Source organism: Mycobacterium sp. NPDC048908 (genome assembly GCF_043197955.1).
GTDB lineage: Bacteria > Actinomycetota > Actinomycetes > Mycobacteriales > Mycobacteriaceae > Mycobacterium.
This window is the reverse complement of sequence record NZ_JBICUE010000008.1, coordinates 19237-35892: the sequence shown is the minus strand read 5'-3', so window position 1 is coordinate 35892 and position 16656 is coordinate 19237. Positions and strand designations below refer to the sequence as shown.

General features: G+C 65.2%; 16 protein-coding genes and 2 pseudogenes. 5 read left to right on the top strand and 13 right to left on the bottom strand.

Features of this window, described 5'->3' with window-relative positions:
* Window positions 1-340 precede the first annotated feature (340 nt).
* The 5 genes and pseudogenes from ACGFK1_RS20635 to ACGFK1_RS20615 form a co-directional block, all read right to left on the bottom strand.
* Window positions 341-706: pseudogene (locus ACGFK1_RS20635) on the bottom strand (hypothetical protein); the annotation flags it as partial.
* A 12-nt stretch (window positions 707-718) separates the two neighbouring features.
* Window positions 719-1534: a TIGR02391 family protein gene (locus ACGFK1_RS20630; RefSeq protein WP_393433311.1), complete on the bottom strand. Its 816-nt coding sequence runs from the start codon at window positions 1532-1534 to the stop codon at window positions 719-721.
* A gap of 12 nt (window positions 1535-1546) precedes the next feature.
* Entirely contained in the window at window positions 1547-1867 is a 321-nt protein-coding gene (locus ACGFK1_RS20625) for a hypothetical protein (RefSeq protein WP_393433308.1), read from the bottom strand.
* Window positions 1868-2163: 296 nt separating this feature from the next.
* Window positions 2164-3159 carry an SGNH hydrolase domain-containing protein gene (locus ACGFK1_RS20620; RefSeq protein ID WP_393433305.1) on the bottom strand — a complete coding sequence of 332 codons (996 nt, stop codon included), beginning with the start codon at window positions 3157-3159 and terminating at the stop codon, window positions 2164-2166.
* 47 nt (window positions 3160-3206) lie between these two features.
* Complete coding sequence (locus ACGFK1_RS20615; RefSeq protein ID WP_393433302.1) at window positions 3207-4388, bottom strand: acyltransferase family protein; 1182 nt, start codon at window positions 4386-4388, stop codon at window positions 3207-3209.
* A gap of 356 nt (window positions 4389-4744) precedes the next feature.
* Here ACGFK1_RS20615 and ACGFK1_RS20610 point away from each other — a divergent pair, with 356 nt between their 5' ends.
* The gene (locus ACGFK1_RS20610; RefSeq protein WP_393433299.1) at window positions 4745-5116 is read left to right on the top strand and encodes an RNA-binding S4 domain-containing protein; all 372 of its coding nucleotides are present in this window, start codon (window positions 4745-4747) and stop codon (window positions 5114-5116) included.
* Here ACGFK1_RS20610 and ACGFK1_RS20605 read toward each other — a convergent pair.
* The gene (locus ACGFK1_RS20605; RefSeq protein ID WP_393433296.1) at window positions 5101-5775 is read right to left on the bottom strand and encodes a DUF899 domain-containing protein; all 675 of its coding nucleotides are present in this window, start codon (window positions 5773-5775) and stop codon (window positions 5101-5103) included. The two genes, ACGFK1_RS20610 and ACGFK1_RS20605, sit on opposite strands and share 16 nt — an antisense overlap.
* A gap of 63 nt (window positions 5776-5838) precedes the next feature.
* On the opposite strand from ACGFK1_RS20605, the pseudogene ACGFK1_RS20600 reads away from it, so the two are divergent.
* Window positions 5839-6603, top strand: a pseudogene (locus tag ACGFK1_RS20600) (SDR family NAD(P)-dependent oxidoreductase); the annotation flags it as partial.
* A 36-nt stretch (window positions 6604-6639) separates the two neighbouring features.
* Here ACGFK1_RS20600 and ACGFK1_RS20595 read toward each other — a convergent pair.
* Window positions 6640-7311 carry a hypothetical protein gene (locus tag ACGFK1_RS20595; RefSeq protein WP_393433293.1) on the bottom strand — a complete coding sequence of 224 codons (672 nt, stop codon included), beginning with the start codon at window positions 7309-7311 and terminating at the stop codon, window positions 6640-6642.
* 174 nt (window positions 7312-7485) lie between these two features.
* Entirely contained in the window at window positions 7486-7797 is a 312-nt protein-coding gene (locus ACGFK1_RS20590; protein ID WP_393433290.1) for an intersectin-EH binding protein Ibp1, read from the bottom strand.
* 153 nt (window positions 7798-7950) lie between these two features.
* Between ACGFK1_RS20590 and ACGFK1_RS20585 the strand changes: the two genes are divergently transcribed.
* Window positions 7951-8646 (top strand): ABC transporter ATP-binding protein, encoded by a 696-nt coding sequence (locus ACGFK1_RS20585; RefSeq protein WP_393434083.1) that lies wholly within the window; start codon window positions 7951-7953, stop codon window positions 8644-8646.
* Window positions 8643-11132: an FtsX-like permease family protein gene (locus ACGFK1_RS20580; protein WP_393433287.1), complete on the top strand. Its 2490-nt coding sequence runs from the start codon at window positions 8643-8645 to the stop codon at window positions 11130-11132. Before ACGFK1_RS20585 ends, ACGFK1_RS20580 begins: the two co-directional genes overlap by 4 nt.
* A 1-nt stretch (window position 11133) precedes the next feature.
* Here the strand turns inward: ACGFK1_RS20580 and ACGFK1_RS20575 are convergent, their stop codons facing one another.
* Genes ACGFK1_RS20575 through ACGFK1_RS20560 form a run of 4 tightly spaced genes read right to left on the bottom strand, consistent with a single transcriptional unit; the run spans window position 11134 to window position 14219 of the window.
* Window positions 11134-11781, bottom strand: a complete 648-nt coding sequence (locus ACGFK1_RS20575) for a hypothetical protein (protein WP_393433285.1) — start codon at window positions 11779-11781, stop codon at window positions 11134-11136.
* Window positions 11782-11830: 49 nt separating this feature from the next.
* Window positions 11831-12460 carry a class I SAM-dependent methyltransferase gene (locus tag ACGFK1_RS20570; protein WP_393433282.1) on the bottom strand — a complete coding sequence of 210 codons (630 nt, stop codon included), beginning with the start codon at window positions 12458-12460 and terminating at the stop codon, window positions 11831-11833.
* The gene (locus ACGFK1_RS20565; protein WP_393434080.1) at window positions 12457-13026 is read right to left on the bottom strand and encodes a DUF4389 domain-containing protein; all 570 of its coding nucleotides are present in this window, start codon (window positions 13024-13026) and stop codon (window positions 12457-12459) included. Before ACGFK1_RS20565 ends, ACGFK1_RS20570 begins: the two co-directional genes overlap by 4 nt.
* A 17-nt stretch (window positions 13027-13043) precedes the next feature.
* A complete protein-coding gene (locus tag ACGFK1_RS20560) occupies window positions 13044-14219 on the bottom strand; it encodes an FAD-dependent oxidoreductase (RefSeq protein WP_393433280.1) in 1176 nt (391 codons plus the stop codon).
* A 42-nt stretch (window positions 14220-14261) separates the two neighbouring features.
* Here ACGFK1_RS20560 and ACGFK1_RS20555 point away from each other — a divergent pair, with 42 nt between their 5' ends.
* On the top strand, window positions 14262-15767 hold the full coding sequence (locus ACGFK1_RS20555) for a glycosyltransferase family 39 protein (RefSeq protein WP_393433277.1): 1506 nt from the start codon (window positions 14262-14264) through the stop codon (window positions 15765-15767).
* On the opposite strand, the gene ACGFK1_RS20550 is transcribed toward ACGFK1_RS20555, so the two are convergent.
* Entirely contained in the window at window positions 15768-16580 is an 813-nt protein-coding gene (locus ACGFK1_RS20550; RefSeq protein ID WP_393434077.1) for a family 16 glycosylhydrolase, read from the bottom strand.
* Window positions 16581-16656 lie beyond the last annotated feature (76 nt).

Below are 16656 nucleotides of genomic sequence, written 5' to 3'. Positions count from 1 at the left end.
ACGCAATCATATCTGCGACAAATGATTCCGCCGCTCGCACCAGGCGTTCGTCGTCGCAGACAAATCCTGTCTCAAGATGGTAGCTCGATGCCTCGGTCCAGTTGGCCGAACCGAACCAAACCCGCTGCGGCTCGAAGCGAAAAGTCTCTTCAGTGCCGTACGGGGTGTCGTACTGCCGCCAACCAATTTCGCCAAGCACAAGTAACTTGGCGTGGGGTAGCGGGAGCTGACTTGTGCGCCCGGCATCCTTCCGCCATCCGAGTACTCGAATCGGGTCGATGACGTAGGCAAGGTCCTCACGAGATGTATACGGGCCGATGATCTTTGGGTGGTCCGGGCTGTCGGCAGGAACAACATCCTCCAGACGAAGGATGGCCCCATTGGGGAGTCCCTTCCCACTGTTGATCAGCTCTGGCCGCGCCATCGCGCGGTGCCCAACTGGCAGCTTGTCCACGACGATGCAGAAGGTGTCGAGTCTCAGCAGGCGTGCAGCGACAGCGCGACTCGTCAACCAGGGAACGCAGCCAATGGCGGCGGGGTACATTTCCCGGCCAGATCGTGGGGCGGAGAGATGTTCATCAAGAACGTCGCAAAGACCATCGACTACCTGACCGCCGAACCAGGCGCGCCACCCGCTTTCCGCCGGACCCCAGTTGCGCGGGTTCCCCGACCATCTACGGAAAGCCTCGTAATCGCCGAGTGGCATATTCATGGACAGCTACTTCAACCTCGGTCGCCCGTAACTCGTCAAACCGGGAGGTATCGGTGACTTCAGATCGCCGCGCATGCGTCGCTGTTCCTGTCCAGCTTTCCGCAATTCGGCGCGATCCAACGAGCGCATCAACGTACTTGTCATCGCCAGCATCTCCATCGCGACGTGCTCGGCGGTCTGCAAATTCGGGCCATGCCCACGCGGGTTACGCAGCCCTTGCGCGACACCCATGAACAGGTACTTGAAACCCTCACGCTCGTCAGTCTTTTGGGCTTCGTTTGCACCGTCGGAGGTAATGTCGAGCAACGGCGCTTGCTCGTCAAAGACCTTTCCCATCAGTCCCTTGCCACTGAGCGCAACGCCTTTGGCGTTCTTCGGGTATCCGGTCAACGCCTGCACCCTGTCCTCAACAGCCTTGCAGGCGTTGAACACTGCGTCATCGTAGTGCCGGCTCGCGATCTGCGAACCACTCGCCGCCGAGATCAGCGGATGCAGTCCAGGAAGGCTGACCGGCGTCGGCTGTCGAAGCGCAGTCCGACCGGACACCACGTCATACTTCGCACCCGTGTGGTCCAAGTCTTTGGTTGCACCGGGAAATGGCATCTCACGCACCTGCACTTCCCGTAGCCGCATCGTCTTGATCTTGCCGTTCGGGAGCGTGTCGGTCACCTCGTCGCCGTCCTCAACATCAGCGTCAACACTGAACGTAATGCCGTGCTCATGGCCAAGGTCTTGGGCCTGGATGTCGAACTCGGTCACGGTGCCGTCATCCGCGACGCGGCGGAGCTTCATCGTCTTGCCCGTTATGCCGTGCGGCAGCATCTTGTCTCTCCCCTAAGACTTCAGCGTCTCGACTAGCTGTAATTCAAACCACGGCGCGACGCGCATGTAGTCGTCGCGTGTCGACCGGCCCAAAATCGGAGCCAGATACCGGAACCACACCGAGACGCTTGGCGGGGGTCCGTCGTGGTGCTCAATGCGGGTGATCTCGCCGGGGATGTTGGCCTCTATGCGCGCGTCGTGGAAGCCCAACTGCCTGCCGACGTATTCGTCGCTCAAGTCGCCCGCCTTGATCGGCGTCGTCGCTACGACGGCCTTGCTACGCGATCGCCCGTCGAAGACCTCGCTGGCATAAACGTCAGGCTCTTTACTCATGAAGTCCAGCGTATTGGCAGACTCCGACAGTTCTCGGCGTGTCGGCGCGTGTGTGTCCTTGGTACCCCGTCCGTACCCCCGACCGTGCCCGTACTGCGGTAGGACCGGACTCGGACCGATAGCGCCCCTAGTCGTACTGCAATCGCAGGTAGAAGCCGGATTTCACCTCTCGTTGCAACGTCGCGACCAGCGGCTATCGCTCACCCGTTCGGGTGTAGAAAAGGCTTCCCAAGCTGAATACGCGGGTTCGATTCCCGTCATCGGCTCCACGTGACGTCGCGACGGTCTATGTCGGTCTATGTCATTGCGGGCTTCAAAGCGTCGGCCACCGCACCGGACAGATAGTTCGCGTATTTCTTGGTGAAGTGATACGGGTCGTAATAGACGACGATGTCGGAGATCACCGGCTCGCACTTCTCGGCGCACACCCATGGCACGGTGTCCACGTAGTGGCCACCGACCGCGGCGGCCGCGGCCCTCTCGGCGTCGGCGAACGGTGTCACCGCGTTCGCCACCTCGGTGCTGCACGCCTGGACGTCGCGCGTGTGGGCGGCGAGGCACAGCGCGTCATCGTTCTCCCAGCTGGGGATGGGCCCGAGCACGGCGACGCGAGTGCCGGGTTGAGCCAACTGCTGGAATGTCGAGACGAGGCCATCCCGCCATTGGTCGGTCGTCGGCATCTCGCCGCTAGCCAGTGTGTGTTGATTGCTCGCGGTGACGTCGAGCTGCGGATGGAGCTTGCGGATCTCCTCGACCGCCGCGGCGTGGAACGTGTCGCATTGCGGGTCCGGCGCATGCGTGGTGTTGCTCTGATACTGCAGATCGGCAGGCGGGCAGCCGCCCCTGGCGAATACCCTCAACTGCCAGCCGGTGATTGCCGCGACGCGCTCGAGCGTGGCCGCCCACATCGGTCCACGCGAATCACCAAGGAGCGCCATGACTTTCGTGCCCTTCGGGTCGCCGTAAGCGCATTGGCCCAACATGGTGTCGGTCGTTTTGATGTCCACCTGATGCTCGTCGAAACATATTTCGGGGCCGTCTTTGTGAGGCTTGCTCAGTTCCACCAGGTGCGCCGCAGCGGCGTCGGACAACACCTCGGTGCCCTGCGCAGCCCCGACGGCGGCGAGCACTTGACTGGTGGTGGCGTATTGCCGGCCGCCCAAGTCAGACGTCTTCCCTCCGTTGGGGTCGAAGGGCGCACTCCAGTCGGTCCTATATGTCTGCGTCTCAGTGCCGGGAGACGGCGTACACCCCGCTGAGGCGATCGCCATCACCGCAATAAGTGCGGTCATATATCGGTGCATCGGCCCTCCAATTATTTGCAAAAACGTAGATGTCGTTACGAGAAGAGATTCCACGTTCCGTAATGGGCTGCGATCTGCCACTGGGCGACGAAGATCGTCAACCCGACCAAGAAGACTCCGATCGCCAAACTCAAACCGGTGCGCGGCGCCAATAGTTTCGAGCGCCGGATTGGATTCTCGACAAATTGATAGGTGATCGCAGACGCCAGCACGGTGAGCAGAACCAGACCCGTGTTCCGAAGCGCGCTCAGGTCCTTGGTGGCGTACAGGGCGGGAATGACGAGCAGCGGCCAATGCCATAGATACATCGAGTAGGACCTGGCGCCGACCCACTGCATCGGGCGCACCGACAGGGCCCGCCCGACGATCGATCGTTCGTTGGCGCAGCCCGCGGCGATCAGTACCGCGCTGCCGACCACAGGCAATATGGCCGCGGACCCCGGATAGCGGGTGTCCGACGTGAAAAGTACTGCGGCGAGGATGATTCCGGTCAACCCTGCGAAAGCCAGAGCCTGTGGCAGCCACGCTGGCCTGAGCCCCGCGATGACGGGTGCCAAAACCGCTACGAGCGCTCCGAGTCCCAACTCCCATGCTCGTGTCAGTGGCGAGAAGTATGCCCACGTTTGATTGAGGGCGGTCTGGCTCATGGACCAGATCAAGGAGGCCGCGACGATGAAAGACAGTGCTCCGCAGAGCGCTTTCCGATGATGTGTCCGCGCGAGGAGAACCAGGACCAGGAACGCGGCAGGCCACACCAGGTAGAACTGTTCCTCGACACCCAATGACCACATGTGCTGCAGCGGGGACGGCGGTAACAGCGCTCCGAAGTAGTCGGTCTGAACCAGGCCGAAATGAATGTTGGCGGCAAAAATCGCCGTCCACTCGGCATCGGTTGCGGTGTTGTTTCCTGCAATGAACCCGAGCCACCCATACGTGGCGAACACCGTGACCAGCACCACCAGCGTTGACGCGGGCAGGATGCGACGGACCCGGCGCGCGTAAAAGCCACGTATCGAGATGCGGCCTGTTCTACCCCGCTCTTTCAGCAGGAGGCTGGTAATCAGAAAGCCGGAGATGACGAAGAAAACATCGACACCCACGAAACCGCCGGTGAATGGCTGATGATAGGCGTGGAACAAGATCACCAGGGCCACGGCAATCGCCCGCATGCCCTCGATGTCGGGCCGGAACTGCGGGCGCGGGCGGATGCCGTTCACTGGTTCAAAGTTGATCTCGCGCTGAAGTAACGGCGATGAGGTTCCCGCGGAGTATGCCGCAGACTTTCGGATATCTGTCATGCAGTCTTGCCCCCCATGCGGCCACCCTCCCCCGGCACAGCAAAGCCAGCATAAGACGCCCCTCTACACCGGACCGGGATATCGGCGAAGTCCCACGAAAGCCGTCAGCGCATCGCCCAAAGGTCGTCGATTGGGGGTGGTGATCAGCAACCACGCTGGTCAGGCCAATTACACCACCTACCAGCCCAGCAGCATCCGCATGGCGACAGAGTTCACGACTTTCGCCAACACCCGCCTCCGGCCCCACGGGAATTCCGTCCTCCACAATGGATGTCGTGGAGTCGACCCGCGTGGACAAGTGGTTGTGGGCGGTCCGGTTGACCAAGACCCGTCCCGACGCCGCTGCTGCCTGCCGCGGTGGACACGTCCGCGTCAACGATCGTCCCGCCAAGCCGGCCACCACCGTGTCGCCCGGCGACACCGTGCACGCCAAAATCGGCGACAGGACCCGGATCGTGGAGGTGACGCGTGTGATCCAGAAGCGCGTCGGCGCCGCCGACGCGGTGACGTGCTACCTCGACCGCTCGCCGCGCGAGCCGTCGACACCCTATGTGCCGGTGGCCGTTCGCGATCGCGGTGCCGGGCGGCCGACGAAGCGTGATCGCCGGATGCTCGACAAGTGGCGGGCCAGCTACGGGCGGCCGTAGGCCTTGGCGATGTCCGGCGAGTCGAGCCATCCGGAGTACGTAGGTCGCGAAGGCCAACCCTCCGGCGAATCCTGCCATTCCTCCTGGCGGCCGAACGGCAGGATGTCGATCAGCCCGAACGAATGGCTCAGTTGTTCGGTACCTCTGCCGTTGGTGTGCCATGTCCGGCAGACCGTGTCGCCGTCCCGCAGGAACACGTTGACACCGAACCCGCCGCCCGGCGGCGCGTCCACATCGGCGGAAAACGAACTCTCAGACGACGAATACCACTCCATCTTGTTGCCGACCCTGTCCCGGTAGGCCAACGCCTCGGCGATCGGCCCGTTGGTGACGATCACGAAACGCGCGTCATAGTTGTCCAGGAATTCCAGCCGGGTGAACTGCGATGTGAATCCGGTGCAGCCGCCGCATTGCCACTGCGCGCCGTCCTCCCACATGTGGTGGTAGACGATCAGCTGCGAGCGGCCCTTGAACACATCGACCAGACGGACCGGGCCGTCCTCGCCGATCAGCGTGTACTCGCCCATCTCGACCATGGGCATTCGGCGCCGCTGCGCGGCGATGGCGTCCAATTCCCGCGTCGCCGCCTTCTCTCGGCGCCTCAGCTCGTCGAGTTCCTTACGCCAGGTCTCGTGGTCGACAATCGGTGGCTTCGCCATCAGCCCCTCTCCCTTCGAAAGCTGTCGTCCATATAGACATGATGCGCACACGAAACTCATCGGATGGAAAGGATCGGCACGGTGACGGGACTACTCGACAACAAGGTTGTCATCGTCGCGGGCCTCGGCGGCATCGGCAACGGCCTGGCCCGCCGCTACGCCGACGAGGGTGCGCTGCTCGTGATCGGCGACCTCGACGCCGAGCTCACCGAGCGAGTGGCCGCCGCGGTTGATCCCGCCGGTGAGCGCGTCAAAGGTGTGCGGCTCGACGGCGCCGACGAACACTCAGTCCGAGCCATCGTCAACCTCGCCGTCGACACATTCGGGCGGCTCGACGGCATCCACCTCAACTTCACCAACGCCGCCGACGCCTACCAACCCGGTGATGTCGTCGACCTGCCGCTCGAAGCGTTCGACGAAGTCATGCGCGTCAACACCCGCGGCTTCGTCATCTGCGCCAAGCACGCGATTCCTCCGATGATCGAGGCAGGCGGCGGTTCGATCGTGTTCACCGCCTCCATCGACGCCTACAACGGCGCAGGCACGCGCGTGTCGTACGCGATGAGCAAGGCCGCTGAGCTGGCGCTGATGCGACACATCGCGCGCCGCTACGGCCCCCAGGCCATCCGCGCGAATGCCATTGCGCCAGGCTTGATTTGGCACTACAAGTTCGACGAGCAACCGATGCCGGAAGGCATAGTCGAGCAGACGCGCGCACGGCAGATGATCAAGTCCCGCTTCGGAAATCCCGATGACGTCGCCGCTCTCGGCGCGCTGCTGTTGTCCGACGACGGCGGCTTCATCACCGCCCAGAGCATCAGCGTCGACGGCGGAGTGACCTTCCGCCCCCGACGGACCCGCGTCTCAGCGGTAGTACGTTTCGTCGCCTGTCGGGTAGCCGCCGCCGGTGGTCGTGACGTGGACATGGTCGTAGTGGCCGTAGCCGCCGCTCTTGGCGCCGCCTGGTGTGTAGTAGACGCCCCGCCAGATCGCGTCCTGAATCCCGAAGACCGACGCGTTCTGCAGCACGTACGCCACGATCTGGTTGCCAAGCGCGATACCTGCGGCGCTACTCGGGTTGGGGATCATCACGTCGAGGGCCAACCCGTTGGGATGCCACCTCAGCGCGTCCGGTCGGACGCCGCCGATCTCGTGGATCTCGGGGAAATCAGCGCTGATGTGCCGCGCGGCGAGGATCGTCCTGACCTGAAGACCCTTCTCCGGTGCCACCCCGGCGGGTAGCGCACGATCGACCACCCGATACCGGGAGGCCGAAACCAGTTGTGCGGGAGCAGGATTCGTATCGGGCGGAGTCACCGATGGCACAGCAGGTGCCGCGGCGACGATCTCGAAGCAGCACGGCGAGGGCGGTTGCGGGGCGGGCGCAGGGTTGGGGGCGACGGGCTTGATGTCGTGCTCGGCGGCCAACGGATGGACGTCCGCGCCTGCGGCGAAGAACATCGCTGCCGGGGCGATGAGCGCAGCCAGCGCAACCGGCGGCCTCCGCCGCTCCTTGGCTAATGAGTGCCGACCCACGCAAGCACGATACGAAATACATGGGCCAAATGTCACGAAGTTGTCACGACGGGGTCACGGAACGGGGTTCATAGCTAACGGACCCCGAACGTGGTTCCTCGCTGTTTTCGCAGCTCAGCTGCCTCATCTCGGTCGCCGCCGACCGTTACGCGGTTCGGGTCGACGTGTGAACAATCACGGAATCGGGGCGGCACCTCCGCCCTGGGATTCCTGCAGCCCGATGCATTCGCCGGTGTTGGCCCCGGTACACGGGACACCATCGACCTCGGGCAGGGCCGGGTTGCCCGGAATGGCCGATTCCTGGGCCGGGGGCGCGCTCATCACGCAGGCCCCGCTGGTCTCCTCGGTGACATAACCGGGCGGGCACTCAGCGACCTGAGTCAACGTCCCCGAAACCGGTACGACGGCGACCGCCGGTGCCGCGGCAACGGCAAGGGCGAATGCGCCGAAAAGGATGGACCGCCGCGACGAAAGCTGCAATGTCATCGTCGCTCCTTTCTGAAGTCTCCGCTTATTCACGGAGAGGTCATCAACGGTAGACATCTCCGCTGCGCACGGGGCAGAAATAAACTGTCGACCTGTTGGCTCCCGAGTAAGCTCGCCGAACGGGGGTGACGCGCCATGAGCGACACTCACGCGCTGACCATCGAACTACGCGACGTGGTCCGCGAGTACACAATCGGCGGTCAAGCCGTCCGAGCGCTCGACGGAATCAGCCTGGACCTGATCGGCGGCCAGTTCGTCTCCGTCGTCGGCCCGTCCGGCGCGGGCAAAAGCACGTTACTTCACCTGGTCGGCGCACTGGACGCCCCCGACTCCGGATCCATCACATTCGACGGGGAGGAGATCGGCGGGCTCACCGACGAACAGCAGTCCGCATTCCGGCACCACCGCGTCGGGTTCATCTTCCAGTTCTTTAACCTGTTGCCCACGCTGTCGGCGTGGGAGAACGTGGCGGTGCCCAAGCTCCTCGACGGCGTCCGGCTTGGCAAGGTCAAGGCCGACGCGATCCGGCTTCTGGATCGCGTCGGGCTCGGTGACCGAACCGAACACCGCCCATCGGAACTCTCCGGCGGCCAGATGCAACGGGTTGCGGTGGCTCGCGCGCTGATGATGGATCCGCCGCTGATCCTGGCCGACGAACCGACAGGAAACCTCGACACCACGACGGGCGCTTCGATACTGGGGCTTCTCGCCGAGGTCGCACACGAACAGGGTCGCGTCCGGCTGGTCGTGATGGTGACCCACGACCCCGCCGCGGCCGCCGCGACCGACCGGGTGATCACGTTGCAGGACGGTCGGGTCGGCTCCGACGAGATGTCGGTGCTGCCGTGAGAGCCGGCGCGACAATCACCGCTGCGGCGAGCCGACTACGGGTGTTCAGCCTGCGCGAGCTCATCGTGCATCGCAGGCGCACAATCGCCTCGATCGCGGTGATGGCAGTGTCTGCGATGTATCTCGTCGCGGTCTTCGGGATCTTCGGGTCGATGACCGGATCGGTCAGCAGGCTCGCCGACGGTGTTGCAGGCATCGCGGCACTCGAGGTGTCGGGTATCACCGACGCCGGCTTTCCCGACGCGATCGCCGCCGAGGTCGCCGCGGTTCCCGGCGTGGCCACCGCGGCGCCGATGATCCGGATGTCCGCGCAGACGCAATCGGGGCCGGTGCTGTTGTTCGGCGCCGACAAGAGCAGCGCCGAACTGGACGGGGCGCTCAAAGACGCTGTCGCCCAACCTGTCGAGCAGCTTTCGCAGACACCGGACGGTGTCCAGGTCGGCCCTGCCGTCGGCCGCGCCAAGAACGACAGGTTCCAACTGGGTTCGGGAGAGGTGACCGTCACCGACGTCCTGCAGAGCAGCCAACTGAAGGATCTCAACGGCGGACATTACGTCCTTGCGCCGCTGGCGCTGGCGCAGAACGTGACGGGCAGGCCCGGCCAACTCGACTCGATATTGATCACCGTCCAACCGGGCGCCGAACTCGCGGCGGTTCGAGACGCGGTCATCCAAGTCGTCGACGGCCGGGCAATCGTCGCGCCACCGAGCATGCGGGCGGCCCGCGCAGGCGACGGCGTCAAGATGATGAATTACATGGCGCTGATGGGTGCCGTGGTCGCGCTGATCGTCGGCGCGTTCCTGGTTTACACCACCATGACCATGGCGATCACGCAGCGCCGGCCAGTGATCTCAATGCTTCGCGCCATCGGCGGCAGGCGTGCGGTCATCGTGCGCGACATGTTGGCAGAGGCGGCGATTCTCGGGGTCGTCGGCGGCATCGTCGGGTCGGCCGCCGGAAAAGTGCTGGGTCGCATAGCGATTGGGCGGCTACCACCCGCGCTGACGCAGGGCCTCGAAGCGACGGTCGAGTACTGGCTGCCGGGTTACGCGATACCGATTGCGCTCGGCGCGACGGTGCTCGCCAGCGTCGTCGCCTCGGCCACCGCGGCCCGACAGGTGTACAAGGTGTCGCCGATCGAAGCCCTCGCACCCGTCGGGGTGTCCACGGCGGACCGGGTGCCGCGCTGGCTGCGGATCACGACCGGTGTCGGCGCTGTGACGGTGTTCGGGCTGTCGATCCTGATCGTCTTCGGCCGCAGCGGCACCACCGCCGTCGCCGCCATGTCCGCGCTGTTCTGCGCGGAGATCGCCCTCGGCTTCGCGCTCGCCGCACCGCTTGTCAAAACCACCGCCGCGGCCGCGAGCGGGTTCGGTTCGGCGGGAGCGCTCGCCGCCGCGACCATCGAGCGGTCGCCGCGCCGGGTGTGGGCCACCGTCATGACCGTGCTCATCGCGGTGGTCACCACGGTCCTCATCACGGGCACGAACACCGACATGATCCGCTCGGCCCGCGCCATCTTCGCGCCCATGGCGAATGTCGATGTCTGGGTGAGTGCGGATTCGCCCGATCGGTACGCCACTACCCCTCTGCCGCAAGGTCTTTCGACGAAAATACGCGCCGTGCCCGGCGTCCACCGTGTCGTCGAGGGCGCGTTCGCCTACGCCGACGTCGGAGGTACCCGAGTCATGCTCGACGGCTTCTCCCCCGGCACGGCCGATCCGCTGTACCGGGCACTCGACACCCGGACACGCGACGACGTGCTCGCAGGCCGCGGTGTGGTGCTGACCCAGAACCTGGGTCGGTCGCTTGATGTCAAAGCGGGCGGCACGCTGCGGATGCAGACCCCGCACGGCACGAAGCAGGTGACAGTGTTGGCCCTGGTGCCCTACTTCTCGACCGTCATCGGCAGCGTCGGAATGGAACTGGGCCAGATGCGTGCGTGGTTCGATCGTCCCGCCGCCACCACCCTCCAGATCGCCGCGGCCCCGGGCGTTCTGCAGCACGTGCGGAAAGTCGTGCCCGCCGCGGACTACGTCTACGACGGCGACACGGCGCTGGCAGGCATGGAAGCGCCGATGCGGCAGAGCATGTTCATCGCGAACGCGGTGTGGGTCATCGTCGCGTTCGTGGCCGGCGTCGCGCTGCTGAACACACTGACCCTGTCGGTGCTCGAGCGGCGTCGGGAGATCGGCGTGTTGCGTGCGATGGGATCCAGTCGCAGGCTCACCGTTGGCATGGTGCTTGCCGAAGCCGCCGCCATCGGTGTCGTCGGCGGCGTGCTGGGGCTCGTGTTCGGCCTCGCAGACCAGTGGCTCTACAGCGTTGTCAGCGGCGACATCATGAACTTCACCGTCGAGTTCCGGCCCAGCCCAATGGCCCTCGTCTTCACCGCGGGGGCGATCGCGATCAGTCTGCTCGGTTCGGTGCCTCCGGCACGACGGGCCGCGCGGCTCAACATCATCGAGGCCGTCAGCGTCGAGTGAGCTAGAAACCCGCGCGCACTAGCTCGGTGAACAGCGGCGCCAACGGATCCGTGATCGGAATGCCGATGGAAAAGGTCAGGAACGGACCGATGAACGTGTTCACGGTATGGCCCGCCACGCCGACGCTCGCAGGCCCGAATCCCAAGTTGTCCTGGGGGTCGGTGCCCGACGTCAGAACATCGGTGAAAAGCGGTGTGCGGAGCACGATCGCAACGTAGTTGTTGTCGTCCGGGTCGGCGGCCGAGGTCACCGAGAACAGGCCGAACAAGCTGTGCGTCGAGGTGATGAAGTCAGGGTCCGCTGCGGCCGCTGGCTCGATGGCACCGCGGGTGGGCGACGTCACGGTCTTGACCGGCGTGGGGGCGGCCGGCGAGCGCACCTGCACCGCTGACACCTTGGTGACCGGAGCCTGCTTCGGTTCGCCGGAGTTCGCGTCTGCGTGCTTTTTCGGGCCGTGCCGTGGCGGTTTGGGGGCCTCGTTCGATGCCGTCGACGCTGCCTTCTTGCCCGACGGCGAATGCGACGAATGCGACGAGGCCCCCTTCCCCGGATCGGCCCCTGCAACTGCCGGCGTACTGGCGATCGCCATCCCCACCCCCAGCGCGACGGCCAGGGCCCACATGCATCCGATTTGCTTTGCCTTTGTCATGGCTTGATTCCCTTCCCTACAGAGGTCACGTACGACCCCCGCCCGGAGTTCATCGGTTGACCAGCGTCGCGAATCCGAGCAGGTGCGGCGTGCATGGAGGCGGCACGGGCGTGCGCCGGATGCGGCGCAGCCCGGCGGTGTCGAAGCCGGCCGCAGCAATGGCGTCGACGGTCCTGCGGTTGGGACGGCAACCGCAGGCCATGAACGACCACGGCCCCGCGATCAAGTCCTGAAACCGGCCCGTCAGCCCTTCACCGCGGACATGCTCGAGAACGACCAGCCGCCCGCCCGGGGCCAGCACCCTTCTGATCTCGGCAAGGGCCGCGCCGACATCGTCGACCGAACACAGCACAAGTCCGACGTGTACTGATTCAAAGCTTCTGTCGGGGAAGGGAATCGACTCGGCGACACCGGCAACGACGTCGACCGCCACCCCGCGGCGGCGCGCCGCGGCCAAGGCCATCCGACGAAACGCCGCCTCCGGTTCCACGGCGGCGACGGACGTCACCGTTGGCGGAACGAACGCCAGGTCGGTTCCGGGACCGACGCCGACCATCAGCAGCCGACCGGTCGCGAGTTTCATCGCCTCTCGGCGGTACCGGTCATAGAACAGCTTCCCGAAGACCGGCGTGCCGAGCCGATACACGTAGGGGAACAACGGGTTGCGGCGGCGGGTCACATTGCGCCCAGATCCATCCGAAATGGCGGATATTCGTCTCGCATCAGCGAGACGTAGACCGCTACCCGGTAGCGGTACCGGACCATCCCCATCAGCAGGTCGAACATGCCCCGATGAGTGGACCCCTTGACCAGCAGCCAGCACGCGTTGATCACGCACAACGCCTGCAGAAACGCCTCCATCGCCCAGCACAGCACGATCTGCGGCAGGCCCAGCAGCCACCATTTGACCAGCACCGGCCACCTGTTCAGCCGCTCGGGATAGTCGACGTTCAGATCGCCCGGATAGTCGGGCCTGGCGGCCAGAGTGAACGGCGGGTACCTGTCGGTGGTGTTCATCGGAAATCGGTAGTTCATCACCCGCCACGACCAACGCAGCACCCCGACGTTGAAGTCGAAAATCGGGCGCGGATAGCGGCCGGTGCACAAGATCGCAACGCCCGCAACGAATGTCGCGAACGGATAGACCAGGTACAGCCCGATCAGGATGGGATAGTGCGGCGCGGCCAGCACGCACCATTTCACCAGCCACAGCCAGCGCGACGGCGCGTCGATCGCGCCGCGCACCGTCACCGGATCGTCGGTCATGGGCTCGACATCCCCGCGAGGTCCCTGTCGACCTCCGCTGATATCCGACGATGACTCACTGCACCCAGGAACGCCGTCAGCGCCCATGTCATGTACCGATCCGGAATCAGCGCGGCCGGTCTCAACACGGCTTCGCCGTGCGACACCTGTAGCGAGGTCACTCGCGACACCGCCGACACGCTGCGCCGTCGCGTCTTCTCATACCACCGCAACGCTTTCGGGACATCGCCTGGCAGATCCGCGAGCGCCTTGCACAACACCATCGTGTCGAGCAGCGCCTGGTTGGTCCCCTGCGCGAGGGTGGGCGGCATGGTGTGCGCGGCGTCGCCGAGCAGCGTCATGGGGCCGTGGCCGGGACCAGGAACCGGATGCCGGAAGTGGGGATACGGAGAATCCGCAAGATCCTCGTCGGTCAACGTGGCCAGCAGGCCGTCGACCGTGTCAGCCCATCCGGTGAAATGTTCGCGCAGCAAGTCGATCGGGGCCTGGGGCCTCACGAAGCCGGTCGACCACGGCAGGTCGAACCACCACTGCGCCTCCGAACCGCCCGCGGGCCACAGCCCGAGATTCCCGCGTTCGCCGATGACGAGGAGCGCGACGTGTTTGTCGGCGAGAGACGGCAGTGTGGCCAAACCCTGCCAACTGCACCATCCTGTGGGCCGTGCGTCGCGCGCCCCGATGACGCCTCGTATCCTTGAATGCAGCCCATCGGCGCCGATCAGCAGATCGCCATCGGCTTCCGAGCCGTCGTCGAACTCCACCCACACCCCGTCACGCGTCGCGGCCACTTCTGCGGCGCGTCGGTTGAATTGGATCCGGTCGGAAGGAAAGCCGTCGAGCAGCCGGTTCACCAGCTCCCGCCGCGGCACCATCCGAACCGAGGCACCGAGCCGATGCACCAGCGCGGTCAGGTCCAAGGTGACCAGCGCGCGACCCGTCGACGTCACCACCTCTACGCGGGACAACCGCTGACCGGCGCCGGTCATGTCGACACCGAGTTGCTGCAGCACTGTCGCGCCGTTGGGCCAGATGGTGACGGCTCCACCGCCGGGCTGGGTGGCAGGCCGCTGCTCGACGACGGTGACGTCGTGTCCGTGGCGCAGCAGTCCCCTGGCTACGGAGATGCCGCCGACGCCCGCGCCGACGACGAGGATTCGCAGCCTCCTCCCCACGCAATCAGGCTACGACGGAGGCTCTGGCAACATAGCCGTCTGATGAGACTGAGGCCGGCTGTGCTCGACCCGCTGATAGTCGGTGTCGTGGCCGCCGCGGTGAGCCTGGCGGGCGCGGGCCGACCGTCGTTCTGGTACGACGAGGCGGCGACGATCTCGGCCTCGTACAGTCGGTCGCTGCCGGCGCTGTGGCAGATGCTGGGCAATGTGGATGCCGTCCACGGCCTGTACTACCTGCTGATGCACGGCTGGCTCGCGGTCTTTCCGCCGACGGAGTTCTGGTCCCGCGCGCCCAGCGGATTGGCTGTCGGGGTCGCGGCGGCAGGCGTTGTGGTGCTGGCCAAGCAGTTCTCGTCGCGCACCGCAGCGGTCAGCGCCGGGGTGGTCTGCGCGATCTTGCCCAGATCGACGTGGGCAGGCGTCGAAGCCAGACCGTACGCGCTGACGATGGTGGCCGCGGTCTGGCTGACCGTGCTGTTCGTCCACGCCCGTCGCCGCGACGACGCGCGGGTCTGGCTTGCGTACGGTGTCGCGTTCGCGGTGTCGACTCTGCTCGACATCTACCTCGCCCTGATGTTGTTGGTGCACATCGTATTTCTCTGCTTCTACCGGCCTGTCCGACAGACCCTCACCCGGTTCTGCATTGCGGCCGGGCTGGCGTGTCTGGCGGTGGCCCCGTTCGTCGTCGAGGCGTTCGGCCAAGTGCACCAGATCGTCTGGATCTCACCAATCGGCCGGGGCACGGTTGCCGACGTGGTGATCCAGCAGTATTTCGAGAGAAGCCCCCCGTTCACGATCGGGTCAGCTCTTGTGGTGGCGACGGCTATCGCGCTGTGGCTCTTCACATCCGCGACACCGGCAGGCCCGGACCGGCAGTTGCTGACCTTGGCATGCGCCTGGTTTGCGGCACCGACCGCCGTGATTCTCGTCTGGTCGGCGTTGGTCAACCCGATCTACCATCCCCGCTATTTGTGTTTCACCGCACCGGCGATCGCACTCGTGTTGGGCGTGTGTATCGGTGCGCTGGCCGTCAAACCGTGGATGGCGGTCGCCGTCGTCGGCATCTTGGCACTCGTCGCCGCGCCGAATTACCTTCTGGTGCAACGCGCCCCGTACGCGAAGTACGGCATGGACTACAGCCAAGTGGCCGACCTGATCACCGCGAAGGCTGCGCCAGGCGACTGTCTGCTGGTCAACGACACCGTCACCTTCATGCCCGCCCCGATGCGGCCCTTGTTGGCGGCGCGCCCAGACGCCTACCGGAAGTTGGTCGACCTGAGCCTTTGGCAGCGAGCGACGGACCGCAACGACGTCTTCGACACCAACCTGATCCCTGAAGCCACCGCGGGGCCGCTCAGCGACTGCCGCGTCGTGTGGATCATCACCCAGGCCGATCCCGCACAGCCGGCTCACGAGCAGAATCCGCTGATGCCCCCAGGCCCGCTGTACGGCGCGACTCCAGCCTTCACGGTGCCGCGCGACCTCGGTTTCCGGCTCACCGAACGCTGGCAGTTCAACCTGGTTCAGGTCATCAAGGCGACCAGGTAGCTACCAGACCCGGATGTAGTCCACCAGGAACGCCGACGGATAGGTCCCCTGATTGGCGGCGCCGGCGCCGACCCCGCCGACCGCGAGGGTGAACATCGGTGACAACCAGTAGCCGGGGTTGTTGAACGGCCACCGCAAGTCAGTCACGTTGCCGTGCACCGGGATCGGCTTGTTCGGCACGCTGAAATACGGCTTCGCCCCGTCGACATAGTCCCGCCAGAACTTGAAACCGTCCTCGCCCCAATGCATCCGCCAGGTGTGCCACGCGCCGTCGACCATCCCCGGGATCGACTTGCCTTCCCAGGTCTTGCCATTGGAAGCGGCGTGCACGGTGGTTCCCGGTGCCCAGTTGCCGTTGCCGTACCACTCAAAGACGTCGACCTCGCCGTCGGGGAGCGGATCCTCGTTCACCGCCCAGAACGCAGGCCATAGTCCCGGGAACAAGCAGTCAAGCTTGATCCGCGCCTCCCAGGTGGTGTTGATCGGCACTCGCCAATTACCGCGCACCTTGCCGCTGAAGTAGTCGCCCATTTCCTGGGTGGCGAGCAGGACGAGGTTGGAGTTGCCGTCGAGGAACACGTTTCGGCGATCGTCGCGGTAAATCCCCTCCACCGGAGGGAACACGTCGTCCTGCCAGTTCTGCACCGTCCAGTTCGCCGGATTGGGCGGCGCACCGGCAGGCCCGTCGAACTCGTCCGAGAAGATGTACCTGCCGGGATCGCCGCTCGGCGGCGCAGCCCCGGCCTCGGGTAGGGGGATAGCGGCGGCCAGCGCACCGAGCCCGGCCATCAACATCAAATTGCGACGATCCATCTGAGGCACGAGCGCCACCCTAGAGGTACAACCTCGAACAGTGCGCGATTTACCTACGGTTTTTGAGAATTTGATT

What these genes read in the sequence shown, in the direction of transcription:
- ACGFK1_RS20625 (WP_393433308.1), bottom strand. Translation starts at nt 1,867, where the DNA reads ATGAGTAAAGAGCCTGACGTTTATGCCAGCGAGGTCTTCGACGGGCGA.
- ACGFK1_RS20555 (WP_393433277.1), top strand. Translation starts at nt 14,262, where the DNA reads ATGAGACTGAGGCCGGCTGTGCTCGACCCGCTGATAGTCGGTGTCGTG.
- ACGFK1_RS20620 (WP_393433305.1), bottom strand. Translation starts at nt 3,159, where the DNA reads ATGACCGCACTTATTGCGGTGATGGCGATCGCCTCAGCGGGGTGTACG.
- ACGFK1_RS20605 (WP_393433296.1), bottom strand. Translation starts at nt 5,775, where the DNA reads ATGGCGAAGCCACCGATTGTCGACCACGAGACCTGGCGTAAGGAACTC.
- ACGFK1_RS20630 (WP_393433311.1), bottom strand. Translation starts at nt 1,534, where the DNA reads ATGCTGCCGCACGGCATAACGGGCAAGACGATGAAGCTCCGCCGCGTC.
- ACGFK1_RS20550 (WP_393434077.1), bottom strand. Translation starts at nt 16,580, where the DNA reads ATGGATCGTCGCAATTTGATGTTGATGGCCGGGCTCGGTGCGCTGGCC.
- ACGFK1_RS20575 (WP_393433285.1), bottom strand. Translation starts at nt 11,781, where the DNA reads ATGACAAAGGCAAAGCAAATCGGATGCATGTGGGCCCTGGCCGTCGCG.
- ACGFK1_RS20590 (WP_393433290.1), bottom strand. Translation starts at nt 7,797, where the DNA reads ATGACATTGCAGCTTTCGTCGCGGCGGTCCATCCTTTTCGGCGCATTC.